At 71.2% G+C, this 26777-nt stretch carries 21 protein-coding genes; 14 read left to right on the forward strand and 7 right to left on the reverse strand.

Annotated features, from left to right (window positions below; genetic code table 11):
• Positions 1-7: 7 nt before the first annotated feature.
• Positions 8-142, reverse strand: coding sequence for a DUF397 domain-containing protein (locus ACIPC1_RS27775; protein ID WP_402521593.1), 135 nt, complete (start codon positions 140-142; stop codon positions 8-10).
• Positions 139-735, reverse strand: a complete 597-nt coding sequence (locus tag ACIPC1_RS27780; protein ID WP_402521595.1) for a DUF5753 domain-containing protein — start codon at positions 733-735, stop codon at positions 139-141. The genes ACIPC1_RS27775 and ACIPC1_RS27780 overlap by 4 nt, the downstream gene beginning before the upstream one ends.
• Here ACIPC1_RS27780 and ACIPC1_RS27785 point away from each other — a divergent pair.
• The 8 genes from ACIPC1_RS27785 (at position 700) to ACIPC1_RS27820 (ending at position 11014) form a co-directional block, all read left to right on the forward strand.
• Positions 700-1518, forward strand: coding sequence for a TIGR03084 family metal-binding protein (locus tag ACIPC1_RS27785; RefSeq protein ID WP_402521598.1), 819 nt, complete (start codon positions 700-702; stop codon positions 1516-1518). The two genes, ACIPC1_RS27780 and ACIPC1_RS27785, sit on opposite strands and share 36 nt — an antisense overlap.
• Positions 1515-3215 carry an acyclic terpene utilization AtuA family protein gene (locus tag ACIPC1_RS27790; protein WP_402521600.1) on the forward strand — a complete coding sequence of 567 codons (1701 nt, stop codon included), beginning with the start codon at positions 1515-1517 and terminating at the stop codon, positions 3213-3215. Before ACIPC1_RS27785 ends, ACIPC1_RS27790 begins: the two co-directional genes overlap by 4 nt.
• On the forward strand, positions 3212-4810 hold the full coding sequence (locus ACIPC1_RS27795) for an acyl-CoA carboxylase subunit beta (protein WP_402521602.1): 1599 nt from the start codon (positions 3212-3214) through the stop codon (positions 4808-4810). The genes ACIPC1_RS27790 and ACIPC1_RS27795 overlap by 4 nt, the downstream gene beginning before the upstream one ends.
• A 109-nt stretch (positions 4811-4919) precedes the next feature.
• Entirely contained in the window at positions 4920-6773 is a 1854-nt protein-coding gene (locus tag ACIPC1_RS27800; protein ID WP_402521604.1) for an acetyl/propionyl/methylcrotonyl-CoA carboxylase subunit alpha, read from the forward strand.
• A gap of 52 nt (positions 6774-6825) precedes the next feature.
• Positions 6826-7986 carry an acyl-CoA dehydrogenase family protein gene (locus ACIPC1_RS27805; protein WP_402521607.1) on the forward strand — a complete coding sequence of 387 codons (1161 nt, stop codon included), beginning with the start codon at positions 6826-6828 and terminating at the stop codon, positions 7984-7986.
• A 51-nt stretch (positions 7987-8037) separates the two neighbouring features.
• The gene (locus ACIPC1_RS27810; protein WP_402521609.1) at positions 8038-9603 is read left to right on the forward strand and encodes a 4-coumarate--CoA ligase family protein; all 1566 of its coding nucleotides are present in this window, start codon (positions 8038-8040) and stop codon (positions 9601-9603) included.
• The gene (locus ACIPC1_RS27815) at positions 9600-10334 is read left to right on the forward strand and encodes an enoyl-CoA hydratase family protein (RefSeq protein WP_402521612.1); all 735 of its coding nucleotides are present in this window, start codon (positions 9600-9602) and stop codon (positions 10332-10334) included. Before ACIPC1_RS27810 ends, ACIPC1_RS27815 begins: the two co-directional genes overlap by 4 nt.
• The gene (locus ACIPC1_RS27820) at positions 10322-11014 is read left to right on the forward strand and encodes a TetR/AcrR family transcriptional regulator (RefSeq protein WP_402521614.1); all 693 of its coding nucleotides are present in this window, start codon (positions 10322-10324) and stop codon (positions 11012-11014) included. The genes ACIPC1_RS27815 and ACIPC1_RS27820 overlap by 13 nt, the downstream gene beginning before the upstream one ends.
• Before the next feature lie 6 nt (positions 11015-11020).
• On the opposite strand, the gene pdxH is transcribed toward ACIPC1_RS27820, so the two are convergent.
• Positions 11021-11695 carry a pyridoxamine 5'-phosphate oxidase gene (gene pdxH, locus ACIPC1_RS27825; RefSeq protein WP_402521616.1) on the reverse strand — a complete coding sequence of 225 codons (675 nt, stop codon included), beginning with the start codon at positions 11693-11695 and terminating at the stop codon, positions 11021-11023.
• Positions 11696-12017: 322 nt separating this feature from the next.
• Here pdxH and ACIPC1_RS27830 point away from each other — a divergent pair, with 322 nt between their 5' ends.
• Both ACIPC1_RS27830 and ACIPC1_RS27835 read left to right on the forward strand, forming a co-directional pair.
• Complete coding sequence (locus tag ACIPC1_RS27830; protein WP_402521619.1) at positions 12018-13118, forward strand: citrate synthase 2; 1101 nt, start codon at positions 12018-12020, stop codon at positions 13116-13118.
• Between the two features lie 1092 nt (positions 13119-14210).
• Positions 14211-15602: a PAS domain-containing protein gene (locus ACIPC1_RS27835; protein WP_402521621.1), complete on the forward strand. Its 1392-nt coding sequence runs from the start codon at positions 14211-14213 to the stop codon at positions 15600-15602.
• Between the two features lie 33 nt (positions 15603-15635).
• On the opposite strand, the gene ACIPC1_RS27840 is transcribed toward ACIPC1_RS27835, so the two are convergent.
• Complete coding sequence (locus ACIPC1_RS27840; protein ID WP_402521624.1) at positions 15636-16391, reverse strand: SIS domain-containing protein; 756 nt, start codon at positions 16389-16391, stop codon at positions 15636-15638.
• Positions 16392-16788: 397 nt separating this feature from the next.
• Between ACIPC1_RS27840 and ACIPC1_RS27845 the strand changes: the two genes are divergently transcribed.
• Positions 16789-17481: a metal-dependent transcriptional regulator gene (locus tag ACIPC1_RS27845; protein ID WP_402521627.1), complete on the forward strand. Its 693-nt coding sequence runs from the start codon at positions 16789-16791 to the stop codon at positions 17479-17481.
• A 932-nt stretch (positions 17482-18413) separates the two neighbouring features.
• The gene (locus tag ACIPC1_RS27850; RefSeq protein WP_402521630.1) at positions 18414-19514 is read left to right on the forward strand and encodes an alpha/beta fold hydrolase; all 1101 of its coding nucleotides are present in this window, start codon (positions 18414-18416) and stop codon (positions 19512-19514) included.
• Between the two features lie 34 nt (positions 19515-19548).
• Here the strand turns inward: ACIPC1_RS27850 and ACIPC1_RS27855 are convergent, their stop codons facing one another.
• The 3 genes from ACIPC1_RS27855 to ACIPC1_RS27865 form a co-directional block, all read right to left on the reverse strand.
• Positions 19549-21192 carry a transporter gene (locus ACIPC1_RS27855; protein ID WP_402521633.1) on the reverse strand — a complete coding sequence of 548 codons (1644 nt, stop codon included), beginning with the start codon at positions 21190-21192 and terminating at the stop codon, positions 19549-19551.
• Entirely contained in the window at positions 21189-21983 is a 795-nt protein-coding gene (locus tag ACIPC1_RS27860) for an ABC transporter ATP-binding protein (protein WP_402521636.1), read from the reverse strand. Before ACIPC1_RS27860 ends, ACIPC1_RS27855 begins: the two co-directional genes overlap by 4 nt.
• A gap of 121 nt (positions 21984-22104) precedes the next feature.
• Positions 22105-22773 carry a bifunctional DNA primase/polymerase gene (locus ACIPC1_RS27865; protein ID WP_384390505.1) on the reverse strand — a complete coding sequence of 223 codons (669 nt, stop codon included), beginning with the start codon at positions 22771-22773 and terminating at the stop codon, positions 22105-22107.
• Positions 22774-23121: 348 nt separating this feature from the next.
• On the opposite strand from ACIPC1_RS27865, the gene ACIPC1_RS27870 reads away from it, so the two are divergent.
• Entirely contained in the window at positions 23122-24507 is a 1386-nt protein-coding gene (locus tag ACIPC1_RS27870; protein WP_402521639.1) for a transcriptional regulator, read from the forward strand.
• A 200-nt stretch (positions 24508-24707) separates the two neighbouring features.
• Positions 24708-26618: a hypothetical protein gene (locus ACIPC1_RS27875; RefSeq protein WP_402521641.1), complete on the forward strand. Its 1911-nt coding sequence runs from the start codon at positions 24708-24710 to the stop codon at positions 26616-26618.
• Positions 26619-26777 lie beyond the last annotated feature (159 nt).

Here is a 26777-nt window from a genome sequence, read left to right on the forward strand (position 1 = left end):
ACAGTCCCTAGTCAGGTACGCCGGTGACTGCCGCCGCCACGAACGCGGCGAAGGCCTCCGGCGTGACCGTAAGGGCCCCGTGGGCGGGGTTCTTGGAGTCGCGGACGGCTATGTGGGGGGGTGCCCCTATCTCTTTGGTCAAGCGAAACCGGGCTGCGTTGGTTCGCGTAGGCGGGCGATCCGTGCCGCCGAGTCCTCTACGCAGAGGGCGGCGGCCTTCAGGTGACCGTAACGGTGGGAGCAGTCCCGGGCGGCGAGGTCTGGGTTGGCGGTCATGTAGCCGGAGTCGTAGTTCTCGGAGTATGTGATGTCCGGGTCCGTATCGAAGCGCATAACGGTGAACGAACCAGCTGTAGCCGGGTGTTGGCCCGCCGCGAAGGGGAGCACCTGTACGCGCACCTGGCGCCTGTCGCGCAGGTTCAACAGGTGCGTGAGTTGCCCGCGCATGACCTGCTGGTCGCCGAACGGCCGGTGCAACACGGCCTCGTCGAGGACTACCCCCAGACCAGCGGAGGCTTCCCGCGCGCGAGAAGCCGCTGCCGTTCCAGGCGGACCGAGTCGCTGAGAGTGTCGACTCGCATGCGCCGCGTGGCGTAAATGAACAATGCAAGCACGCTTGCTTGTTTCCATGGTCGCTGCCATGCTCCAGAACACACCGCACCACCCCGCACTCCGTCGTGCCCCGAGGGGAGCGCCATCGTGTTCGACCCGTCGTCCGTGATCGACGATCTGCATCGGGAGAGTGAGGAACTCGACCAGCTGGTGGGGAAGTTGGAGGAGGGGGACTGGGCCCTTCCGACGCCCGCCGAGGGGTGGAGCGTCGCCCATCAGATCGCGCATCTCGCCTGGACCGACCGGGCTGCACTGATCGCGATCACGGACGCGGAGGCGTTCGGGCGGGCGACCGAGAAGGCGTTCGCGGCGGCCGGGTCCTTCGTGGACGAAGGCGCGGAGGAGGGGGCGCGCGCGGCGCCCGCGCGCTTGCTCAGCACCTGGCGTGCGGGGCGAGGGGAGTTGGAAGGCGCGCTGCGCGCCGCGCCCCTGGGCGTGCGCTTCCCCTGGTACGGGCCGCCCATGTCCGCCGCCTCCATGGCCACCGCCCGCGTCATGGAGACCTGGGCCCACGGACAGGATGTGGCCGACGCGTTGGGTGTGGTGCGCGTACCTACGGACCGGCTTCAGCATGTGGTGCGCATCGGTGTGCGGACACGAAACTTCGCCTTCGGGGTACGAGGGCTCACCGCGCCGAGTGAGGAGTTCCGGGTGGAACTCGTCGGACCGTCGGGGGAGTTGTGGACGCACGGGCCCGCGGACGCCGCCCAGCGTGTCACCGGCCCCGCGCTGGACTTCTGCCTGCTGGTCACCCAGCGGGCCAACCGCGCCGACCTCGCCGTACGGGCGGAAGGGCCCGACGCCGACCGGTGGCTGCACATCGCGCAGGCGTTCGCGGGGCCGTCCGGCGCCGGGCGCGCACCGAAGTCCCGCACCGGCCGCGCGCCGAAGGGGGTGGCGCGATGACCGTCGCCCCCCTCCGCATCGGCAACGCCTCCGGCTTCTACGGCGACCGCTTCGACGCCATGCGCGAGATGCTCACCGGCGGCCCGCTGGACGTCCTCACCGGCGACTACCTCGCCGAGCTGACCATGCTCATCCTGGGGCGGGACCGCCTGAAGGATCCCCGGCGCGGATACGCCAAGACCTTCCTGGGCCAGTTGGAGGAGTGCCTCGGCCTCGCGCACGAGCGCGGGGTACGTGTCGTCGCGAACGCCGGTGGTCTCAACCCGGCCGGACTCGCCGACGCCGTACGGGAGTTGGCGGACCGGCTCGGCATCCCGGTACGGGTCGCGCATGTCGAGGGCGACGGACTCGGATCCAGGTACCCGGAGAGCCTCGCCGCGCACGCCTACCTCGGCGGCGCCGGAATCGCCGCCTGTCTGCGCGAGGGCGCGGACATCGTCGTCACCGGGCGGGTGACGGACGCGGCGCTGGTCACAGGGCCCGCCGTGGCCCACTTCGGCTGGGGGCCGGGGGAGTACGACCGGCTTGCCGGCGCCGTGGTCGCCGGGCACGTCCTGGAGTGCGGCGCCCAGGCCACCGGCGGCAACTACGCCTTCTTCGCCGAGCACGACCCCGCTGTCCTCCGCCACCCCGGCTTCCCGCTCGCCGAACTCCACGAGGACGGCACGAGTGTCATCACCAAACACGACGGCACCGGCGGACTCGTCGACCTCGGCACGGTCACCGCGCAGCTCCTGTACGAGACGTCGGGCGCCCGGTACGCGGGGCCCGACGTCACCGCCCGGCTCGACACCGTCAGGCTGACCCAACAGGGCCCCGACCGGGTACGGATCGACGGCGTGCGCGGCGAGGCACCGCCCCCCACCCTCAAGGTCGGCCTCAACCGGCTCGGCGGCTTCCGCAACGAGGTCGTGTTCGTGCTGACGGGGCTCGACATCGAGGCGAAGGCCGCCCTCGTCCGGGACCAGATGGACACCGCGCTGGCCTCGGCCAAGTCCCGGCCCGCCGACGTGCGTTGGGAGCTCGCCCGCACCGATCATCCCGACGCCGCCACCGAGGAGACCGCGAGCGCGTTCCTCCGGCTCGTCGTACGGGACCCCGACCAGCACGCGGTGGGGCGGGCGTTCAGCGGCGCCGCCATCGAACTCGCCCTGTCCGGCTACCCCGGATTCCATGTGGTGGCTCCACCTGGGACGGGCGCCCCCTATGGGGTCTTCGAGGATGTGTACGTCCCCCATGGCGACGTGGACCATGTGGCCGTCCTCCACGACGGACGCCGCATCCCTGTGGCGCCGGCCCACGACATCCTCGTACTCGAAGACGTGCCGGAACCGGCTCTTCCCGAGCCGCCGCCACCGTCGGAACACACCCGCCGCGCCCCCCTCGGCCTCATCGCCGGAGCCCGCAGCGGCGACAAGGGCGGCAACGCGAACGTCGGCGTGTGGGTCCGTACGGACGCGGCCTGGCGATGGCTCGCGCACACCCTCACGGTCGACCGGTTCCGCGAACTCCTCCCGGAGACGGCCGACCTGACCGTCGTACGCCATGTGCTGCCGAACCTGCGCGCCCTCAACTTCGTCGTCGAGGGAATCCTCGGCGAGGGCGTGGCCTCGCAGGCCCGTTTCGACCCCCAGGCCAAGGCGCTGGGCGAATGGCTCCGCTCCCGCCACCTCGACATCCCGGAGACGCTCCTGTGACCGTCATCTCCTCGGCGCTCGACACGCGGAGCCCCGACTACGCCGCCAACCGCGAGGCCATGCTCACCAAGCTCACGGAGCTGGACACCGAGCACGCCAAGGCTCTCGCGGGCGGCGGCGAGAAGTACGTCGCCCGGCATCGCAAACGCGGCAAGCTGCTGGCCCGGGAACGCATCGAACTGCTCGTGGACCCCGACACGCCGTTCCTCGAGCTGTCGCCGCTCGCGGCCTGGGGGAGTGACTTCGCGGTCGGTGCCTCGCTGGTCACCGGGATCGGTGTCGTCGAGGGCGTGGAATGCCTGATCACGGCGAACGACCCGACCGTGCGCGGCGGCGCCAGCAACCCGTGGAGTCTGAAGAAGGCCCTGCGGGCCAATGACATCGCCCTCGCCAACCGGCTGCCCTGCATCAGTCTCGTCGAGTCCGGCGGCGCCGATCTGCCGTCCCAGAAGGAGATCTTCATCCCTGGGGGCGCGATCTTCCGCGACCTCACGCGGCTGTCGGCGGCCGGAATCCCGACCGTGGCCGTCGTGTTCGGGAACTCCACCGCCGGCGGCGCGTACATCCCCGGTATGTCCGACCACGTGATCATGGTCAAGGAGCGGGCGAAGGTCTTCCTGGGCGGGCCGCCGCTGGTGAAGATGGCCACCGGTGAGGAGAGCGACGACGAGTCGCTGGGCGGCGCCGAGATGCACGCGCGCGTGTCGGGGCTCGCGGACTACTTCGCCGTCGACGAGCAGGACGCGATCCGGCAGACCCGGCGCGTGGTGGCCCGCCTCAACCACCGCAAGGCGTACGTCGATCCGGGCCCGGCCGCGCCGCCGAAGTACGACGAGGACGAGCTCCTGGGGATCGTCCCGGGAGACCTCAGGCACCCCTTCGACCCGCGCGAGGTCGTCGCCCGCCTCGTCGACGGCTCCGACTTCGACGAGTTCAAGCCCCTCTACGGGACGAGCCTCACCACCGGCTGGGCGACCCTGCACGGCTACCCCGTCGGCATCCTTGCCAACGCCCAGGGAGTGCTCTTCAGCGCCGAGTCGCAGAAGGCCGCCCAGTTCATCCAGCTCGCCAACCAGCGCGACATCCCCCTCCTCTTCCTGCACAACACCACCGGCTACATGGTCGGCAAGGAGTACGAGCAGGGCGGCATCATCAAGCACGGCGCGATGATGATCAACGCGGTGAGCAACAGCCGCGTCCCGCACCTGTCCGTGCTGATGGGTGCCTCCTACGGAGCGGGCCACTACGGCATGTGCGGGCGCGCCTACGACCCGCGCTTCCTCTTCGCCTGGCCCAGCGCCAAGTCCGCCGTCATGGGCCCCCAGCAGCTCGCCGGCGTCCTCTCGATCGTCGCCCGGCAGTCGGCCGCCGCCAAGGGGCAGCCGTACGACGATGACGCCGACGCCGCGCTGCGCGCCATGGTGGAGCAGCAGATCGAGTCCGAGTCGCTGCCGATGTTCCTGTCGGGGCGGCTGTACGACGACGGGGTCATCGACCCGCGCGACACCCGCACCGCCCTCGGCATGTGCCTGTCCGCGATCCACACGGCGCCCTACGAGGGCGCGCGCGGTGGCTTCGGCGTCTTCCGGATGTGAGAGCTGTCCTTTGCGGCTGAACCGCCGCCGCTCTCGCGGACCTGGTTGCTCGCCGTGGTGGTTCCTCAATTGATGGTTGCGGTGATCTAGTGGAAAGAGTGCACTCCTCATGATCAGAACCCTTCTGGTCGCCAACCGTGGCGAGATCGCCTGCCGGGTCTTCCGCACCTGCGGTGAGTTGGGAATCCGGACCGTCGCCGTGCACTCGGACGCCGACGAGAACGCCCTCCACGCGCGCGTGGCCGACGCGGCGGTACGGCTGCCGGGTGCGGCGCCCTCGGAGACGTATCTGCGCGGCGACCTGATCGTGAAGGCGGCCCTGAGCGCCGGCGCGGACGCCGTGCACCCCGGGTACGGCTTCCTCTCCGAGAACGCCGACTTCGCGCGGGCCGTGCTCGACGCCGGGCTCCTCTGGATCGGACCGCCGCCCGAGGCGATCGAGGCGATGGCGTCGAAGACGCGCGCCAAGAAGCTGATGGGACTCGAACCCCTGTCGACGGTGACGGAGGGCGACCTCCCCGTGCTGGTGAAGGCGGCCGCGGGCGGCGGCGGGCGCGGTATGCGCGTCGTACGGGAACTCGCCGACCTCGACGCCGAGTTGACGGCCGCCCGCGCCGAGGCCCTCAGTGCCTTCGGCGACGGGGAGGTCTTCGTCGAGCCGTACGTGGAGGGCGGCCGGCATGTCGAGGTGCAGATCCTGGCCGACACGCACGGCACCGTGTGGGCGCTCGGCACCCGTGACTGCTCGCTCCAGCGGCGCCATCAGAAGGTGATCGAGGAGTCGCCGGCGCCCGGCCTCGCACCCGCGCTGGTGGCGGAACTCCGCGAGCTGGCCGTACGCGCCGCGCGCGCCGTCGACTACGTGGGCGCGGGCACCGTCGAGTTCCTGATCGCCGACGGCAAGGCCCACTTCCTGGAGATGAACACCCGCCTCCAGGTCGAACACCCCGTCACGGAAGCCGTCTTCGGCATCGACCTCGTGGCGCTCCAGCTCCAGGTCGCCGAGGGCGCCGTACTCGAGAACGAGCCTCCACGCGCGCGTGGCCACGCCATCGAGGCCCGCCTCTACGCCGAGGACCCGGCCCGCGCCTGGGCCCCGCAGACCGGCACCCTGCACCGTCTCGCCGTTCCCGAAGGCATCCGCCTGGACACCGGCTACACCGACGGCGACCCCATCGGCATCCACTACGACCCGATGCTCGCCAAGGCCGTCGCCCACGCCCCCACGCGCACGGAAGCCCTCCGCAAGCTGTCCGGCGCCCTGGAGCGGGCGAGCGTCCACGGCCCCGTCACCAACAGGGACCTTCTCGTACGGTCCCTGCGGCACGAGGAGTTCGTGTCGGGGCGGATGGACACCGGCTTCTACGAGCGCCACCTGGAGGAGCTCACCAGGGCGGCCCCGGACCCGTACGCACCGCTCGCCGCGGCGCTCTCCGACGCGCACGGCCGCTCCCGGTTCGGCGGCGGCTGGCGCAACCTGCCCTCCCAGCCGCAGACCAAGCGCTATCTCGTCGACGGCACCGAGCACGAGGTCCACTACCGGCACACCCGCGACGGCCTCACCGCCGAAGGGGTACGCGTCGTGCACGCCGCCGCCGATCTCGTCGTACTCGAAATCGACGGCGTACGGCGCAAGTTCGAGATCAGCCGCTACGGCGACCGGATCCACGTCGGCCCCACCACCCTCACCGCGCTGCCCCGCTTCCCCGACCCCGCCACCCAGCAGGCGCCCGGCTCGCTCCTGGCCCCCATGCCGGGGACCGTCGTCCGCGTCGCCGAAGGCCTGGCCGCCGGAGCCGCCGTGACGGCCGGACAGCCCCTCGTCTGGCTGGAGGCGATGAAGATGGAGCACAAGATCTCCGCGCCCGCCACAGGCACGCTCAGTGCCCTTCACGCCGCCCCGGGCCAGCAGGTCGAGGTCGGCACCCTTCTGGCCGTGGTCGAGCCGGACGAGCCCCTTTAGGGCCGCCGCCGCGCGACCAGCCACGACCCCGCCGCACCCTCCAGGAGACCCCATGAGCCCGGTAGCAGAGACCGACGAGCACACAGCCCTCCGAGCAGCCGTGGCCGCGCTCGGCAAACGCTACGGCCGCGACTACATCAACAAGGTCATCGCCGACGGCGCCCACCCCGACGAACTCTGGTCCGAGACGGCCAAGCTCGGCTACCTCGGCGTCAACCTGCCGGAGGCCTACGGCGGCGGAGGCGGCGGTATCTCCGAACTCTCCATCGTCCTGGAGGAGTTGGGTGCCGCCGGCTGCCCCCTGCTGATGATGGTCGTGTCACCGGCGATCTGCGGCACGGTGATCGCCCGCTTCGGCACGGACTCGCAGAAACAGGAGTGGCTTCCCGGCCTCGCCGACGGCACCCGCACCATGGCCTTCGGCATCACCGAACCCGACGCGGGCTCCAACTCCCACCGCATCACCACCACCGCCCGCCGCGACGGCGACGCATGGGTGCTCAACGGCCGCAAGGTGTTCATCTCCGGAGTGGACGTCGCCGACGCCACCCTCATCGTGGGCCGTACGGAGGACGCGCGCAGCGGCCGCCTCAAGCCCTGCCTGTTCATCGTCCCGCGCGACGCCGACGGCTTCGGGCGGCGGCAGATCGACATGGAACTCCACGGCGCGGAGAAGCAGTTCGAGCTCACCCTGGACGACGTGACGCTGCCCGCCGACGCACTCGTCGGCGACGAGGACGCGGGCCTGCTCCAGCTCTTCGCCGGCCTCAACCCCGAGCGCGTCATGACGGCCGCGTTCGCGATCGGCATGGGCCGCTACGCGCTCTCCGTGGCGATCGCCTACGCCAAGGAACGCACCGTCTGGAAGGACCCCATCGGCGCCCACCAGGCCATCGCACACCCCCTCGCGCAGGCCCACATCGAGCTCGAACTCGCCCGCCTGATGATGCAGAAGGCGGCCCACCTGTACGACGCGGGCGACGACGCCGGTGCGGGAGAGGCCGCCAACATGGCCAAGTACGCGGCCGGAGAAGCCTGTGTGAAGGCTGTCGACCAGGCCGTGCACACCCTCGGCGGCAACGGCCTCACCCGCGAGTTCGGCCTCGCCTCGCTGATCACGGCCTCGCGCGTGGCCCGTATCGCACCGGTCAGCAGGGAGATGGTCCTCAACTACATCTCCCACCAGACCCTCGGCCTGCCCAAGTCTTACTGAGCCGTGCTAGGCAATGGGATGCCAGTCGCCCAGTCGTCGCCAGGAGGAACCGTGTTCCGCAGCCCGTACGAAGACGTCCCGGCCGTCGAGGAACCCATCCACGACGCGGTCCTCGGCCATGCCGCCGAACGCGGTGACACACCCGCGCTCATCGACGGCGTCGACGGCACCACACTCACCTACGCCCAACTCGACGTGTTCCACCGCCGACTGGCCGCGGGGTTCGCCGAGGCGGGCATCAGCAAGGGCGACGTACTGGCCCTGCACAGCCCGAACACCATCGCCTTCCCGACGGCCTTCTACGCGGCCACGCGCGCCGGGGCCTCGGTCACGACCGTGCACCCGCTCTCCACGCCCGAGGAGTTCGCCAAGCAGCTCCGCGACTGCGCCGCAAGCTGGATCGTGACCGTCTCGCCCCTCCTGGAGACGGCACGCCAGGCGGCCGAACTCGCGGGCGGCGTTCGGGAGATCTTCGTCTGCGACCAGGCGCCCGGACAACGCTCACTGTCGGACCTGCTGGAATCCGAGGCGCCCGAACCGCAGATCGACATCGACCCCGTGGAGGACGTCGCGGCCCTCCCGTACTCCTCGGGCACCACCGGCATCCCCAAGGGGGTGATGCTCACCCACCGGTCCATCGCCACCAACCTCGCGCAGCTCTGGCAGTCCGTGCCGATGGGCCCCGGCGACCGCATCCTCGCGGTGCTGCCCTTCTTCCACGTCTACGGGCTGACGGCCCTCATGAACGCGCCCCTCAAGCATGGCGCCACGGTCGTCGTCCTCCCCCGCTTCGACCTCGAAACCTTCCTCGCCGCCATCCAGAAGCACCACATCAACGCCCTGTACGTGGCCCCGCCGATCGTCCTCGCCCTCGCGAAGCACCCGGCCGTCGCGCAGTACGACCTGTCGTCCCTGAAGTACATCATCAGCTCGGCGGCCCCCCTGGACGCCGCTCTGGCAGCCGCCTGTTCACGACGGCTCGGCCTGCCGCCCATCGGCCAGGCGTACGGCATGACGGAACTCTCGCCCGGCGCCCTCGTCGTCCCCCTGGACGCCGAAGACCCGCCCCCCGGGACCGTCGGCAAACTCATCGCCGGCACGGAGATGCGCATCCTGTCCCTCGACGACCCCGCCGAGGACCTGGAGGTCGGCGAGGCGGGCGAGATCGCCCTCCGCGGACCCCAGGTCATGAAGGGCTACCTCGGGCAGCCCGACGCCACCGCCGCGATGATCGACCCGGACGGCTGGCTGCGCACCGGAGACGTCGGCTATGTCGACGCCGACGGCTGGCTCTTCGTCATCGACCGCGTCAAGGAACTCATCAAGTACAAGGGCTTCCAGGTCGCACCCGCCGAACTCGAAGCCCTGCTGCTCACCCACCCCGGCATAGCCGACGCCGCCGTCATCGGCGTCTACAACGAGGACAAGAACGAGGTGCCGCGCGCGTACGTGGTGCGTCAGCCGTCCGCCACCGGCCTCTCCGAAGGAGAGGTCATGATGTACGTCGCCGAACGCGTCGCCCCGTACAAGAGGGTCCGCGAGGTCACCTTCATCGAAGGCGTGCCCCGAGCGGCTTCGGGCAAGATCCTGCGCCGCCAACTCCGGGAGCTCCAGTGACCCTTGTGCACACGGCGCACGACCGCGCCGTCACCACCCTCACCCTCGACTCACCCGCCAACCGCAACGCCCTGTCGGCCGCGCTCGTGGGCGAACTCGCGGACGCCCTCACCCACTGCGGCAAGGACAGCGACGTACGCGCGATCGTCCTCACCCACACCGGGAACACCTTCAGCGCGGGCGCCGACCTGCGCGACCCCCCGCACCCGGACGCCCTCGTCGCACTGCTGCGGCAGCTCGTCGCACTGCCCAAACCGGTGGTGGCCCGGGTGACCGGACACGTACGCGCGGGCGGCCTCGGCCTGCTCGGCGCCTGCGACATCGCGGCCGCCTCCCTGGAGGCCACCTTCGCCTTCACGGAGGTACGCATCGGCGTCGCCCCCGCCGTCATCTCGCTCCCGATCCTGCCCCGCGCCGACCCCCGCGCCCTCGCCCGCTACTACCTCACCGGCGAACGCTTCGACGCCACCGAGGCCGTCCGCACCGGGCTCCTGACGACGGCCGGCGAGGATGTCGACGTAACCCTGGCGCCCGTCCTGGACGGACTGCGCCGGTCGTCCCCGCAAGGTCTCGCCGAGACGAAGGCGCTGCTCACGGCTAGGGTGCTGGAGGCCTTCGACCGGGACGCGGCCGACCTGACCGCGCTCTCGGCCCGGCTGTTCTCCTCCGCTCAGGCCCGCGAGGGAATGACGGCCTTCCTCGAAAGACGGGATCCCGCATGGGTGGTGTGACCACGACCGACGGTACGACCGACAGCACGGCGGACGACCCGGCGTACAGCCCGGCGGACGGCAGCGCGCCGGAGGGAGCGAAAGAAGCCGCCGTACGTGCGCCGCACGTTCCCAAACAGGACCGCAGCCGGGCCACCCGGCAGCGGCTCCTGGCCGCAGCCGTGGCCTGCCTCGCCGAACACGGCTGGGCGGGCTCCACCGTCTCCGTCGTCGCCGAACGCGCCGGCGTCTCCCGGGGCGCCGCCCAGCACCACTTCCCGACCCGCGAGGACCTCTTCACGGCGGCCGTCGAGTACGTCGCCGAGGAACGCTCCACAGCCCTGCGCACCCTCTTCCCCCAGGGCGCCGCCGACCGCCACGAGGTCGTCACCGCCCTGGTCGACCTCTACACCGGCCCCCTCTTCCGCGCCGCCCTCCACCTCTGGGTCGCCGCCTCCAACGAGGAACAACTCCGCCCCAGGGTCACGGAACTGGAAGCCCGCGTCGGCCGCGAGACCCACCGAATCGCCGTGGAACTGCTGGCCGCCGACGAGTCCCGCCCGGGGACACGGGAGATCGTCCAGGGCCTCCTCGACATGGCCCGGGGCCTCGGCCTCGCCAACCTGCTCACCGACGACGGAGGGCGACGGGGAAGGGTGGTCGCGCAGTGGAGCAGGATCCTGGACGGGATCCTCACCTGAGGTGGCTCACGGACTGAGCCGCTCCACCTTCCAGCTGCCGTCCGCCTCCGCCACGTACCGCAGCCGGTCGTGCAGCCGGTTCTCGCGGCCCTGCCAGAACTCGACCGTCTGCGGGGCGATCCGGAAGCCGCCCCAGTGCGGAGGCACCGGAACCTGCTCGCCCTCCGGATAGCGGGCGCTCAACTCCGCGTACGAGACGTCCAGTTGGGCACGGGAGTCGATCACCGCGGACTGGACACTGGCCCACGCGCCGAGCTGGGAGCCGTGCGGGCGGGTCCGGAAGTACGCGGCCGTCTCGTCGCGTCCCGTACGCCGCGCCGTGCCCGTGACGATGACCTGGCGGGCCATCGGGTGCCACGGGAAGAGCAGCGAGACGTACGGACTGGCGGCCAGGTCGCGGGCCTTGCGGGACTCGTAGTTGGTGTAGAAGACGAAGCCGTGCTCGTCGTACTGCTTCAGCAGCACCGTGCGCGAGCTGGGCCGGCCCTCCGCGTCCGCGGTGGAGACGACCATGGCGTTGGGTTCGTACACCGCGCCCCGCGCCGCGCCCCGCACGGCCTGACCGAACCAGCGTGCGAACTGCTCCATGGGTCGGCCGGCCAGCTCGGTCTCGGCGAGCCCCTCGGCCCGGTAGTGCGCGCGCATCGCGGCGGGGTCGAGAGCGGGGTCACGGTCGGTCACATGGTCATCCTGCCCTATCCGCGCCCTCGCCCGGCGGCGTGTGACGGATCACTGAACGGCATCTGCATGGCACTCAGTGCCGCGCACCCTCCCCAAAGGTGGCACTCAGAGATATCGTGCTCATGTCGCAACGGCCGCGTGGCCGCCGACCGCACGGGGCATCACCGAAGTGACGTACAGGACCGCGAGTCCACGAGGAGACCGCGGAACCAGACGTACGCCACCCATCACGGACATATGGTCACGAGAACCACCCGAGCCGTCCATAAAGCATTCGTCGCACACCAAAACACTCGTCGCACACATCATGAGGAGCCGCCTGATGTCCGACTTCGTACCCGGACTCGAGGGAGTCGTCGCTTTCGAGACGGAGATCGCCGAACCGGACAAGGAGGGCGGCGCTCTCCGGTACCGAGGCGTCGACATCGAGGATCTGGTCGGTCACGTCTCCTTCGGAAACGTCTGGGGACTCCTGGTCGACGGAGCCTTCAACCCCGGACTGCCGCCCGCCGAGCCGTTCCCGATCCCCGTCCACTCCGGCGACATCCGCGTCGACGTACAGTCCGCGCTGGCGATGCTCGCCCCCGTGTGGGGCCTGCGCCCCCTCCTCGACATCGACGAGCAGCAGGCTCGCGACGACCTCGCCCGCGCCGCCGTCATGGCGCTGTCCTACGTCGCCCAGTCCGCCCGCGGCCAGGGCAACGCCATGGTCCCGCAGCGCGAGATCGACAAGGCACAGTCCGTCGTCGAGCGCTTCATGATCCGCTGGCGCGGCGAACCGGACCCCAAACACGTGGCAGCCGTCGACGCCTACTGGACCTCCGCCGCCGAACACGGCATGAACGCCTCCACCTTCACCGCCCGCGTCATCGCCTCCACCGGCGCGGACGTGGCCGCGGCCCTCTCCGGAGCCGTCGGCGCCATGTCGGGACCGCTGCACGGCGGCGCACCCTCCCGCGTCCTCGGCATGATCGAGGAGATCGAACGCACCGGCGACGCCGACGGGTACGTCAGGCAGGCCCTCGACAAGGGCGAACGACTCATGGGCTTCGGCCACCGCGTCTACCGCGCCGAGGACCCACGCGCGCGCGTGCTCCGCCGCACCGCCCGCGACCTCGGTGCCCCCCGCTTCGAGATCGCCGAAGCCCTGGAGAAGGCCGCCCTCGCCGAACTCCACTCCCGCCGCCCGGACCGCGTCCTGGCGACGAACGTCGAGTTCTGGGCCGCCATCGTCCTCGACTTCGCCGAGGTCCCGGCGCACATGTTCACCTCGATGTTCACCTGCGCCCGCACCGCCGGCTGGTCCGCCCACATCCTGGAGCAGAAACGCACGGGCCGACTCGTCCGCCCCTCCGCCCGCTACATCGGCCCCAGCACCCGCGGCCCCCAGGAGATCCAGGGCTACGAGGACATCTCGCACTGAGCCCGACGCCGTACGCCGCCGGTCATCACGCGGGAGCCAGCAGCCCGGCGTGATGACCGCGGAACGCAGGCGACCCGCGAGCTCTGGTCCCTCCGCCTGAGGCGAAGGAGCCGGCCGGACGTACCGGCGAGCCCGCGGGTCGGGTGACTGCTGGAGATTGGGCCGGCTGCACGCACGGTTCACGCGCTGGTCCGGCACCGCACTGGGTGTGGTGACGGGCTACTAGCCCGCAGCCACCTCGCTTGTCCGGTTGTCATACATCTACCGGATCACCTCCTTTTCCTTAGCGTGCGGCCCACTTTAGGAACCGATCGATCGCGGCTCAACCGGTTTTTCGAAAAGGTTGTGGCAGGAGTTCTCGCCGGGTGGAGTATCCGTATCCGTCGCCCCGCTGTACGAGTCGTAGGTTCCAGTGGGAGACGTTGAAGCGGCCCGCCGGTGTTGTGAGACTGTGCTGCCCCCTGGCTCGTACGGAGATACGCCCCGTCCATATGCCTGTCCACTTGCCGGAGGGCACGTTGGCACGTACGAGATCTCCAGTGACATACCCGAAGTGCTGCTTCACCCGGGCCCGGCTGAGGCGGGGGAACCCGAACCGGTCTGGAGTGGTGCGGGCGTGTGAGCCGCGCCCGGTGGCTTTGGCGACGAGGACTTCTTCCGGCAACCGGACGATGGCTTCGCCGTCCTCGTGATTCAGGCATCCGACGGACAGGGCATCCAAGGTGTGAGTCTTGTTGAGCCCCATAGCCATGCGGTTCCACTTGGTGCGGCCGCCCGACCATGTGTGGACTGGTCTGCCCAGGTGTTCCAGTGCCGCTGTGAGCCGCCAGCGGGTCGTGTTCATGACTGCGGCGTGAAAACGCCCATCCGTGCGAATCAATCCAATTCCCCGAACGCGCAGCCGATCTTGGTGCTATCTGGGCCACCCCGGCAGCCGCAGCTCAGGAGCAGGTGGCGCGGGAATGCGGTGTACAACGATTTCGTCCAATCTTTGGGGAAGCAGGTGTGGGCTGGGTCACGTTCGAGTTGAATGGGGGGTGAGTGAGCGAACTGTCGCGTCGTACGTGTGGACGCAGCCTGCAGGGGGTCCAGGTGAGTGCTTCCCGGCGTAGTGGGACCACCGATGAGCTGGGGCCGGATGAGCCCGAGCGGGATGGTTCGGATCTTCTTGCCGCGCTGCTGGATGGGATGGACGCGGCGCTGTGTGCCTTTGACGCCGATGGCGTCGTGACGCACTGGAATCGTGAGGCCGAGCGGATTCTGGGCTGGACGGCCGCCGAGGCCGTGGGGCGGCAGGGGTTCGCCGGGTGGGCCGTGCGGACCGCCGACGCGGCAGAGGTCGAGGGGCGGCTGCTGTCCGCCATGGAGGCACCCGGCCGGCAGGTGAACGAGTTCGCGTTGCTGACCAAGGACGGCGGGCGGGTGCTCGTACGGACCCAGTCGGCTGCCGTGCGCGGGCCCGACGGGAAGCCCGCAGGGGTGTACTGCGCCTTCAGCGAGGTGCACGCGCAGATCGATCTGGAGCGGTCCATCGCCCTGAGTGAGGCGTTGTTCGAGGACGCCAGCTGGGGTGTGGTCCTCGTGGACGCGGATCTGCGCCCCGCCGTCGTCAACGCACACGCGGCCCGGGCGCTCGGGATCGGGCGTACGGCGGTGCTCGGGCGGCCGCTGGGGGAGTTGCTGTCCCAGGGCGTCGAGGAACTGGAGAGCGCGCTCACACATGTGCTGGCCGAGGGTGCGCCGCCTGCTCCCGCCGAGATGTGGGTGAGCGTGCGGACGCAGGAGGGCGAGACGCGGCGGTGCTGGCGGAGCGGTTTCCTGCGCCTCGCCTCGCCGCTCACCGAGGAACCCGTCCCGCTGGGCGTGGGGTGGCTCTTCCTGGACGTGACCGAGGCCAAGCAGACCGAGCAGGAGGCGTCGCTGCTGCGGTTCCGGGCCAACCAGTTGCACCGGGCGGCGCGGGCGGCGGCGGAGTGCGAGGACCCCGGCGAGGCGGCCACCGTACATCTGGATTTCTCGCTCGCCGGGTTCGCCGATCATGCGTTGGTCGACCGGGTGGCGGGGGGCTCGGTGGGGGACGGCGAAGGGCCCGTGCGGCTCGTACGGGCCGTCGCCACGCCCTCCGGGGCGCCCGGGCCGAGCATGCCGGGCGGCAAGGCCGGGCTGCCGGTGCGGTACGCGGACGGGCATCCGGCGTTGCAGTGCGTGGAGCGGGTCGGCTCGGTGCGGGCGAGTGCGCGGGAGACGGAGCCCACGCGCGCGCGTGAGTGGGCCGTGACGCGGCAGTGGCCGCCGGATTCGGTGCACGCGCTGTGCGCGGTGTTGCGCAGCCGGGGGCGGACGCTGGGCGTCGTGACGTTTCTGCGGGGCGCGGGGCGCAGCCAGTTCGAGCGCACGGACGCGACGTACGCCGAGGACGTGGCCGTACGGATCGCCATGGCGCTGGATCTGGAGGATCTGCGGGGTCGGGCGGGCCGTGCCTGAACGGCGGGGGCTTCCCGGGATGCCGCCGTCGGTTCAGTGCTGGTAGAAGATCCGGTCCCGGTACTGCGTCATCACCTGGTTGTTCCACTCGTGGCCGCCGTCGACGTTGCCCGAGCGCAGCAGCGGGGGCTCGATGCCGCGGTCGGCCAGGGCGCCTGCCGCGGTGGCCATGACGGCCTGGAGGAGGGCCGAGGTGACGACCGTGGAGGCGGGGGCGAAGGGCGCCTCGATGGTGTCCACGGTGAGTTCGGCGTCGCCGACCGGGATCCTGGAGTCGAGGACGATGTCGCAGTGGTCCTTGAGGTACGTGCCTGAGGTGTGCCGGGACTTCGTCTCCGTGGTGTACGCGACGGAGGTCACGCCGATGACCTTGAGGCCGAGGGTGCGGGCGCTCATGGCCATCTCGACGGGGAGCGCGTTGCGGCCGGAGAGGGAGATGATCACGAGGAGGTCGCCGGAGCGGGCGGGGCTGGATTCCAGGACGACGCTCGCCAGACCGTCGACGCGTTCCAGGGCCGAGCCCAGGGTCGCCGGCATGACGTCGACGCCCACGACGCCGGGTACGACGAGCAGGTTCATCAGGGCGAGGCCGCCCGCGCGGTAGACGACGTCCTGGGCGGCGAGCGAGGAGTGTCCGGCGCCGAACGCGAAGAGGCGTCCGCCGGCGGCGACGGTGTCGGCGATCAGTGTTCCGGCCGCCTCGATCTCGCCGGCGTCCTCGTCCCGTACCTGCTGGAGCAGGCCGATGGCGGCGTCGAAGAACTGCCCGGCCAGCTTGCCTTCGCTCATCGGCTGAGACCCTTCGAAGTCGCGCGAGGTCGCGTCGGCGTCGACGCGTCGCGGATCACGGTGCGGTCTGGACCAGCGCGCTGTCAATACGGCAGGGGATACGGCGGGCAATACGGTCGGCAGTATGGCGAGGGGCTTTTATATGAGGTTTTCGCCCCCGGTATACGGGTCTCGCCCCGGTATACGGGTCGCCGCCTCCGGATACCGGGTTCTCGCCTCCGGATGCGGAGTTTTCGCCTCCGGGCCCGTGCCGCCCGGAGGTGCTCGTAGGCACTTGAAATCAGGTCGTTCCACCGGCGAGGCACGCTTGTCAGTGGTATGCGTCAGAATTGAGTCCAGGGCCAGCGCACAAGCCGGTGAGCCACCGAGCCTCCGGCAAGCTAATCGAGGGGCACACATGTCCGGACTGATCGACACCACGGAGATGTATCTCCGCACCATCCTCGAGCTGGAGGAGGAAGGCGTCGTCCCCATGCGCGCCCGGATCGCGGAGCGGCTGGACCAGAGCGGGCCGACGGTCAGCCAGACGGTGGCGCGGATGGAGCGCGACGGTCTGGTGGCGGTGGCCAGCGACCGGCATCTGGAGCTCACCGGCGAGGGGCGGCAGCTCGCCACGCGTGTGATGCGCAAGCACCGGCTCGCGGAGTGTCTCCTCGTCGACGTGATCGGTCTGGAGTGGGAGCAGGTGCACGCCGAGGCGTGTCGCTGGGAGCACGTGATGAGCGAGGCGGTGGAGCGCCGGGTGCTGGAGCTTCTGCGCCACCCGACGGAGTCGCCGTACGGCAACCCGATTCCGGGTCTGGAGGAGCTGGGCGAGAAGGACAGCGCCGATCCGTTCCTGGACGAGGGCATGGTGTCGCTGGCGGATCTTGACCCGGGTGTCGACGGCAAGACCGTGGTCGTACGGCGTATCGGCGAGCCGATCCAGACGGACGCGCAGTTGATGTACACGCTGCGGCGGGCAGGCGTGCAGCCCGGCTCTGTCGTGAGCGTGACGGAGTCCGCGGGCGGGGTCCTGGTGGGCAGTGGCGGCGAGGCCGCGGAGCTGGAGGCGGAAGTCGCCTCCCACGTGTTCGTCGCCAAGCGCTGAGGTGCTTGTTGCTGAGCGCAGAGGTGCTTGTCGCCGAGCGCTGACGTGTTCGTTGTTGAGCGCAGAGGTGCTTGTCGCCGAGCGCTGACGTGTTCGTTGCCGAGCGCTGAGGTGCTCGCCGCCAACCGCTGACGTGCTTGTTGCCGAGCGCAGAGGTGCTCGCCGCCAACCGCTGACGTGCTTGTTGCCGAGCGCTGACGTGCTTGCCGCCGAGCGCTGAAGGGTTTGGCGCAGAGTGCTGAGGTGCCTGGCGCAGGGCGCGCGCCGCGGCACCCGGAGTTCGCCGCCCGGCATGGGCGTGTCAACTACCGCGGCCACAGAGGCAGTTGTGATGCCCGCGTGACCTCACCGAAACCAAGATTCAGTGCGCGGAACCGCAGCGCTGGGACCATTTGCGTGCGAGGCTGTCGCGTGAGGCATATGACCTGAGGGCTCTTGACCGTGTCCGAGAGCGACGGTGCGCGGTCGGGGAGGGGGCGGAAGGATGTGCCGTAGATGTGGAGAGGGCCCCGGCACCGCATGGCGCCGGGGCCTGTCCTCCCCTGTGCTGACCCGGAGCCCCGAGCTCCCAGGGTCATTCCCTTCGGACCGGCTTCCCCGAGCGGCCCGCCCCCCGTTGAAGATCTCCCCTTGGTGGCGGCGGTCAATCCTTGAGGCCAGTCACTCGAATGAGGGGTGTTGCGCCCGAGAAGGGTGTTCTCGAATCCTCATTCGATAACGTGACGGCGTAGGCGCGGTACCAGGGGTACACGTACATCAGCAGTCAGCGGCAACCGGTAACAATCAGCACCAGCCGGGCGGCAATCCAGTGCCGGCGGGCAGTAGAAGCAGCAGGAGCAGCGGTACGACAGCGGTAGGAATCGGTACGAGTGGACCGGTCGGCTCGAGCGGGAGCGAGGCGGTCCGAGCGAGCTAGGGGGGTGCCATTACCTGTGGTGCGGCGCATCGACGTGACGGGAGCGGGGGGCGTACGCCTGGCCGCCTGGGAGTTCGCCGATCCTCCCAAGCCCAAGGCGGATCCCTCCAGGACCGGCCTTCCCAGGACCGGCCTTCCCAGGATCGCCCCTCCCAGGTCCGAGATCGGGTCCGGGTCCGGGACCGGGTCCGGGGCCGGGACTGAGACCGCGGCCGGGGTCGGAGCCGGGACCGGGAACGCGGTCGGGATCGGAGCCGGGACTGAGACCGCGGCCGGGACCGCGGCCGGGACCGCGGCCGAGACCCCGGCCGGGATCGGGATCGGAGCCGGGCCCGAGGATGTCCCCCGCGCGCCCGGCGTGCTCTTACTGCACGGCCTCATGGGCCGTGCCTCCCACTGGGCCTCGACCGCCCGCTGGCTCTCCGAACGGCACCGCGCCGTCGCCCTCGACCAGCGGGGCCACGGCCAGAGCGACAAGCCGCCCGAGGCCGCCTACACCCGCGAGGCATACGTCGAGGACGCCGAGGCCGCTCTCGAACAGCTCGGCCTCGCCCCGGCCGTCCTCATCGGCCACGCCATGGGCGCGCTGACCGCCTGGCAGCTCGCCGCCAAGCGCCCCGATCTCGTCTGCGGCCTGATCATCTGCGACATGCGCGCGTCGGCGCTGGGCGCCGCCTCGCAGCGCGAGTGGGAGGACTGGTTCAAGGCCTGGCCCGCCCCCTTCGCCACGCTCGCCGACGTACGCAAGTGGTTCGGCGAGGACGACCCCTGGGTGGAGCGCCCCAACCCGTCCCGCGGCGAGTTCTACGCCGAGGTGATGCACGAGTCCGGCGACGGCTGGCGCCCGGTCTTCGAACCCGCGCAGATGCTCAAGTCCCGCCAGACCTGGGTGTACGACGCCCACTGGGAGGAACTCGCCCAGGTCAGGTGCCCCGCCCTGGTCGTACGGGGTCTCGACGGCGAGCTCGGCCGGGCCGAGTCCCAGGAGATGGTGCGGGTCCTGCCGAACGGCCAGTACGCGGAGGTGGCCGACGCGGGCCACCTCGTGCACTACGACCAGCCGGACGCCTGGCGCGGGGCGATCGAACCGTTCCTGGACGGGGTCCTCACCGGCTAGCCGGTATCCACCGCTGCTCCTTGACCTCCGGCGGTCAGCCCTTGCTGACCGCCGTCAGGATCTCCGGCAGCCGCCCGGCCGTCCGCGGCGCCGCCATCCGCAGCCCTGCCGCCGTGATCAGGGCCCCGTAGACGGCGCCGAACGGCAGCAGCAGCCAGGTCCACTCGTTCCCGTCCGCGGACACGTTCAGCCAGATCGTCAGGGCGATGACGGGGGCGCACAGCAGGGCCGCCGCGACCATTCCGCCGAAGATCGCGATCCAGGCGAGCCCGGCCTGCCCGGGGGCCACGTTCTTGTAGCCCTCCTGGGGTATCGAGTAGGGGAAGCGGGCCGACGACCACGCGCCGGTCGCCAGCATCGCGCCGAGCAGGGCGAAGGAGAGGCCGAGTGCCTCGGGCAGTCTGGGCCAGTCGTCGAGCAGCGCGGTCGTCAGGACGGTCACGAGGGTCGCGTACGGGAGGGTGATGAGCAGCAGTGCCAGCGCGCGCCCGCGCAGTTCGACGTATGCGTCGCGCGTGGACGAGATCGTCATCGCGACCAGCCAGAATGCGGACGTGTCCTGCCCGAACTGGTTGTACATCTGGATCCCGAGCATTCCGGCGGCGAAGCAGGCGAAGTAGATGGAGCCGGTGCCCTGGAGGGCGTTGAACACGGGCACGATCAGCCCGATGGCGAGTGAGGTCACCCAGGCCGCCTTGGTCTTCGGGTCGCGCCACACGTACCGCAGGCTGCGTTCCATGACGGTCCCGGTGCGGCCGGCCGGCAGCAGTCGGCTCCGGCCCGAGGATCCCCGTTCCCGCGCCGCAGGCTCGGCCGCCTGGAGGGTCGACCCGTCCGGTGAGGTCATCAGTCGGGTCAGGTGGTGGGTCCAGAGCGTCAGCAGCCCCGCCAACGCGGCCGCGCTCAAGGCAAGTTGGACGACCCCGATCCCGTACGACCCCTCGCTCACCGAGTGCACCGCGCCGATCGCGGAGGCGGGCGGCAGCCAGCTCAGCACATCGCCCAGTGCGTGGAGCTCCGAGAGCCCGCCGGACGAGTTGAGCCGCTGCGCACCGAAGTTGACCACCTGTGCGCCGACCGCGATGACCAGGCCGCTCAGCACCGCGAGGTCGCGGCCCCTGCGGCTGGTCAGCAGGCGGATGTTGGCGGCGGCGACGGCGCGTGCGAGGGCCACGCAGACCAGGAGCCCGAGGACCACGGCGACGACGCCGGTGACGTACGCCGCCGTACCGTGCGCCACCGCGATCACGGATCCGACGAGCAGGCACAGCGTGAACAGCGGCCCGATACCGACGAGTGAGGCCGCGAGCAGCGCCCGTACCAGCGGGCGTGGCCGCAGCGGCAGCATCACCAGACGGGTCGGGTCGAGCGTCTCGTCGCCGCTGGCGAAGAACAGCGGCATCACGGCCCAGCCGAGCGCCAGGAGCGCCACGAGCAGTACGGCGAGGGCGGTGGCGTGTGCGTTGCCGCGCAGGGCGATCAGGCCGAGCAGTTGGAGGGCGGCGAAGAGGAGGACCAGGACGGCGGAGGCGACGTACGCCGCCCGTCGTCCGGCCGACTGCCGCAGCCCGTTGCGCAGGAGCGACAGCTTCAGGCGTACGACGACGGGGGTGATCGACGCGGCGGGGACACCGGCATTGGTGATCGAGGCGGCGGGGGCACCGGTCTTCGCGCTCATCGTGCGCCGCCGCCCAGCCAGTCCAGGTCGGCGCCGGCGGCGCGGCCGTTCGCGCCGACGAGTTCCAGGAAGGCCTGTTGGAGGGAGGGGGCGCTGCCGCGTACGTCCGCGAGCGGGCCGTGTGCGCGGATCCGCCCCGCGGCCATGACGGCGACCCAGTCGCACAGCGACTCGACCAGCTCCATGACGTGGGAGGAGAAGACGACGGTGGCGCCCGATCCGGTGTACCGCTCCAGGACGCCGCGGATGATCTGCGCGGAGACCGGGTCGACGCCCTCGAACGGTTCGTCGAGGAAGAGGACTTCGGGGTTGTGGAGGAGGGCGCAGGCCAGGCCGATCTTCTTGCGCATGCCCGTGGAGTAGTCGACGACGAGTTTGTGCTGGGCGCCCGCGAGGTCGAGTACGTCGAGGAGCTGGGTGGCGCGTTTGTCGACCTCGGCGCCCGGCAGGCCCCGCAAGCGGCCGGTGTAGCCGAGGAGTTCGCGCCCGGAGAGGCGCTCGAAGAGCCGGAGCCCCTCGGGCAGGACGCCGATCCGCGCCTTCACCTCCGCCGGGTCGCGCCACACGTCGCGCCCGACGACCTCGACGGTGCCCTGGTCGGGCCTGAGCAGCCCGGTCGCCATCGAGAGGGTGGTGGTCTTCCCGGCTCCGTTCGGCCCGACGAGCCCGATGAACTGCCCCGCCGGCAGCTCCAGATCGATCCCGGCGACAGCGATCTGCTCCCCGAACCGCTTCCAGAGCCCCCGCACGCGTACGGCGGGCACGACTGCGGCCTCTGCTCCCTGGGTCATGGGAGCACCCTAAGGGGCAGCCAGCCGCTTGTTGGGGGCGCGGGGCTCTGCCTTCATGCGGCTCCGCCGCGGGGCGCGAGCAGCCTCAGCGGACCCGCGGCCGAAGACCGACCTGCGGGAGCTATCGGCGCCCTTCTCGCCCGCAGGCGTAGGCGAGCGGCGAGATCAACTCCTCCGCATCGGGCAGCCACCGGTTCGCGGGCGTGGGCCGGCAGGCCCACTGCACCGCCCCCCGCGACCCGAACCGTGTAGGCGGCGCCGCGACATACGCTCCCTCGCCCAGGGTGACCAGGTCGAGGGACGCGGGCGGCCAGCCCGCCTTCCGCACCAGGTCGGGGACCTTCGCGGCGGCACCCGGAAGTACGAAGAAGTGCATGCGCCGGTCCGGGGTGCAGGTGACGGGCCCGAGGGTCAGCTCCATGCGTTCCATCCGGGCGAGGGCGAGGAACCCGGCGGTTTCGGGCACGTCGATCGCGTCGAACGTACGCCCGGTGGGCAGCAGGATCGACGCCGTGGGGTGCTTGGCCCACAGCCGGCGCGCGACGGTCGCACTGCCGGTGGCCTGCGTCGCCCAGTCCTCACGCGTCGGGTGCGCGCCGGGCGTGGGGCACGCCGCCTCGCCGCAGGAGCAGTGATGCACCCCGTCGACGGCTTCCAGCCAGGTGCCGGGGAACACGTCCCAGTGGCGCTCCTCGGCATAGCGCACGGCGGTGTCCTGTAGTGATTCGCCGCGCTGCTGGGGGATCTGGGCGGTCTCGGTGCCTGCGATGGTCTCGTCCACGTGGAACACAACTCCCGCGTCCACCTCGGGTTACGGGGGACGCGCGCGCGGGGGAGGGGCATCGATTCCGCATGTGGGGCGCATGGATGCACGGGTGGGGGCGCGCAGGGGGAAGGGCGGCGGGGGCTGGGTAACCACGTGAGGGGCTGGGCACCGCCTTTACCCCGGCAATCCTCACATGTCTCGCATCTTCACTGTGTCTGCGGGGCATTGATCTTCATGGCCGAGTTCTTTCGTTGTTCCTGTTCCTTCGCTGGTTCTGCTTCTTTCGTTGTTCCCTTCCTGAGTTCGGCCGCTGAGGACACGTCAACTCGGTGCGCGGGCAGGCACCGCAGCACAGTCACAGGGGGTACGCCAATGGCCGCAAGGCCGCTCGTCGCGCGGCAGCCGAACGAACGACTGCAGGCGCTCATCCAGGAAGCCGGTTGCTCGAACGCCGGGCTGGCCCGCAGGGTCAACATGTGCGGCGCGGAGCACGGTCTCGACCTGCGGTACGACAAGACGTCCGTGGCGCGCTGGCTGCGTGGACAGCAGCCGCGTGGACGGGCTCCGGCGATCATCGCCGAGGCGCTCGGCCGCAAGCTGGGGCGTACGGTCACGATCGACGAGATCGGCATGGCGAACGGCAAGAACCTCGCGTCCGGCGTCGGTCTCCAGTTCTCGCCGACCGTACTGGGAGCCATCGAGCAGGTCTGCGAGCTGTGGCGCAGTGATGTCGGCCGCAGGGACTTCCTCTCCGGCTCGTCCGTCGCCGCCTCCGCGCTCGTCGAGCCCAGCCGCGACTGGCTGATCTCCTCGCCGGACTCGCAGGTGGCGCGTTCGGCCGGCCCGCGGGTCGGGGTCTCGGATGTCGAGGCGGTCCGTGCGATGACGCAGGCGCTGGTGGACCTGGACCACCAGTACGGCAGCGGGCATGTACGCCCGGTCGTCGTCCACTATCTGAACAGCGTGGTCTCCGGGCTGCTCGCGGGCTCCTACCGGGAGGCGGTCGGGCGCGAACTGTTCGCCGCGGTGGCCCGGTTGACGGAACTCGCGGGCTACATGGCCATCGACACCGGCCAGCCGGGCCTGGCCCAGCGCTACTACATCCAGGCGCTGCGGCTCGCCCAGGCGGCCGGGGACCGGGGATACGGCGGTTACGTACTGGCCGCGTCCATGAGTCACCTGGCGGCTCAGCTCGGAAACCCGCGTGAGATCGCGCAGTTGGCGCGTGCGGCGCAGGAGGGGGCGCGAGGGCGGGTGACTCCGCGCGCGGAGTCGATGTTCCACGCCGCTGAGGCGCGCGGGCACGCGCTACTGGGTGATGCGCGCGCCGCCCAGGCGGCGTCGGGACGGGCCCTCAGTGCCCTGGGGGCGGCCGACTCGGCCGCCGGGGACGATCCGGCATGGATCGTGCACTTCGACGAGGCCTATCTGGCCGACGAGTTGGCGCACTGCCATCGGGACCTCGGACAGGCGGAGGCAGCCGCGCGCTGCGCGGAGGAGTCTCTTGCCGGGCTTCCCGAGTCGAAGGCCCGGCGGCGCGCGATCGGCTACGTACTGCTGGCCACCGCGCAGGTCCAGCAGCGCGAGATCGAGCAGGCGTGCCACACCGGGCTGCGCGCCGTCGAGTTGCTCGGCACGCTGCGCTCCAACCGGGGCGCCGAGTACCTGGAGGACTTCCAGCAGCGCCTGGAGCCGTATCAGGACGAGTCGGTGGTACGGGAGTTCGGGGCGCGGATGGAGTTGCAGGCGGCGGCGTGAACGCTCGCCGATCCGGGGCGTGAACGCAGAGGAAACGATCAAGGGAGTTGCGGGGAGGGGAACATACAGCAGAAAGGGAGCGGTTTTGTTACCGCGGTCACAGGGGTGGAAGTCTCATTCCGTGCTGCGTGGCACCGGGTTGTGGGGACCCGGTAGCGTGAGCCGATGATTCCGAAGGTCCCCCATTCGTAGGAGTCCCGGTGACGCAGAGTGGACAGGGCGAAGACCCCTCGCCGCGACCCGCGCGCGAAGGCATCGTGCTGCCCTCCGACGGCGGTGCGCCGCTGCTGCCAGGTACGACGGGCGACCGTACGATCCCGGCGGGCGGCCAGGCCTGGGACCGGCCGTGGGGTCCCGAGCAGCAGGCCGCGCCCGACCCGCAGCCGGACCAGGGCTGGGGAGCGCCGATGAACGGTACCCAGACCTGGGGAGCCGCCCAGCCGCCTTCCCCGGACTGGGGCACTCCCGACGCGTCCCAGGGCTGGGCTCCGCCGGAACCGAGGCCGGGCTGGGGCGACAGCCCGGCCCAGCAGCGGCCACTGCCGGACGTACCGCCCGGGCCTGGTGGGTACGGGGATCAGGAACTGCCGGGTTCGCAGGGGGCTCAGCAGCCGCAGGGCTTCGCGCCGCAGTCGGCGCCCGGGGCCGGGCCACTGCCGCCGGAGGGTGCGTCGTACGGGGGCGCCCAGGCTCCGTCGTACGGGGGCGCGTCCACTCCGTCGTACGAAGGTCATCACGGCGTCGCGTCGTACGAGGGTCATCACGGCGTCGCGGCATACGGTGCCGCCCCGCCCTCGCCCTCGTCGCCTTTGCCGTCCGCCGCGCAGCCGTTGCCGCCGGAGGGTGTGGGCGGGGGGATGGCGGCAGGTGCGCCGCTTCCGCCTGTCGCCGACGAAGGCGCGACGCAGTACATACCGCACATTCCCCCCGCTTCGGTCGGCGCCGACGGTGCGACGCAGTACATACCGCACATCCCGCCCGCACCCGCCGCGCACTCCGCCCCCTCCGTGCCCGACGAGGGCGCCACCCAGTTCATCCCCCCGGTGGGCCCGGGGGCGCTGCCTCCTGAGGTGCACGCCGGCGCCCCCCAGTTCCTGGGGCGGCAGTCGCAGGGCGGCACAGGGCCGTTGCCTCCCGCCGAGTACCCGGACGCTCAGGCCACGCAGTACATCGCTCCCGTTCCCGCCCGGCCGAGCGGGCCGTCCTACGGGATGAGTCCGGGTGAGCCGGAGGACCGGCAGCCGCCGGCCGAGTTCGACAACCTGTTCCGCAGCGAGCCTGAAGGGCCCCCGGGGACGCAGCAGTTGCCGCGGTTCGACCCGTCGGCGCCGCACGGCGCACAGGCCCCGCAGGGGGCTCGCGCGCCGTACGGGGCGCAGGCTCCCGGCGCGTACGGCGCGCAAGCCCCGGGTGCGCCAGGAGCGCCGGGCGGGCGAGCCGCCGCACGGCGTTCGGGCGCGAACGACGGCGGTGGCGGGGGGCGCAGCGGTTCGCGTGTCCCCTTGATCGCCGCGGTCGGTATCGGCATCGCCGTGCTCGGCATCGGTGCCGGCGCCATGCTCAGCAGCGGCGGAGGCGACGACAGCGGAGACGACAGTGCGACCGTGGCGGCGACGGCTCCCGCCGCCGGGGGCTCGGCGTCGGCGTCCACCGACACGGCCAAGGCGCAGGCCGTCGAGCTGGACAAGCTTCTCGCGGACGCCAATGCCAGCCGCGACTCGGTGATCAACGCCGTGGCGGACGTGACGGCGTGCAGGAACCTCGGCCAGGCGGCCAGTGATCTGCGGGACGCGGCCGGTCAGCGGGGCGAGCTGGTCACCCGGCTCGACGCCCTCACGCTGGACCAGCTGCCGAACCACGCCGAACTGACGACCCAGCTCACCAACGGTTGGAAGGCCTCCGAGTCGGCCGACAACCACTACGCCTCCTGGGCCGACCAGGCGGCCGGCAAGAAGGGCTGCAAGGACGACCGGGCCGCCGGAACGGGCGAGAGCCAGGCGGGCAACAAGGACAGCGGCACGGCGAGCGCGGCGAAGGAGAAGGCCGCGAAGCTGTGGAACTCCATCGCGTCGACGTACGGACTGACGGAGCGGACGCGGACGCAGCTGTAAGTCGTGAGTCCCGGTTCGCGTTGATCCGCGCGGCGCCTTCCGGGACCGGTCCCGGAAGGCGCCGCGCGGGCGTTGGGCCCCCCCCCCGGGGGGGGCCCGGGGGGGGGCCGGGATAGGGCCCGGGGTTAACGGGCGGGGGGGGGCCCCGTGCCGCGGGGA

Source organism: Streptomyces sp. NPDC087263, assembly GCF_044744645.1.
Classification (GTDB): domain Bacteria; phylum Actinomycetota; class Actinomycetes; order Streptomycetales; family Streptomycetaceae; genus Streptomyces.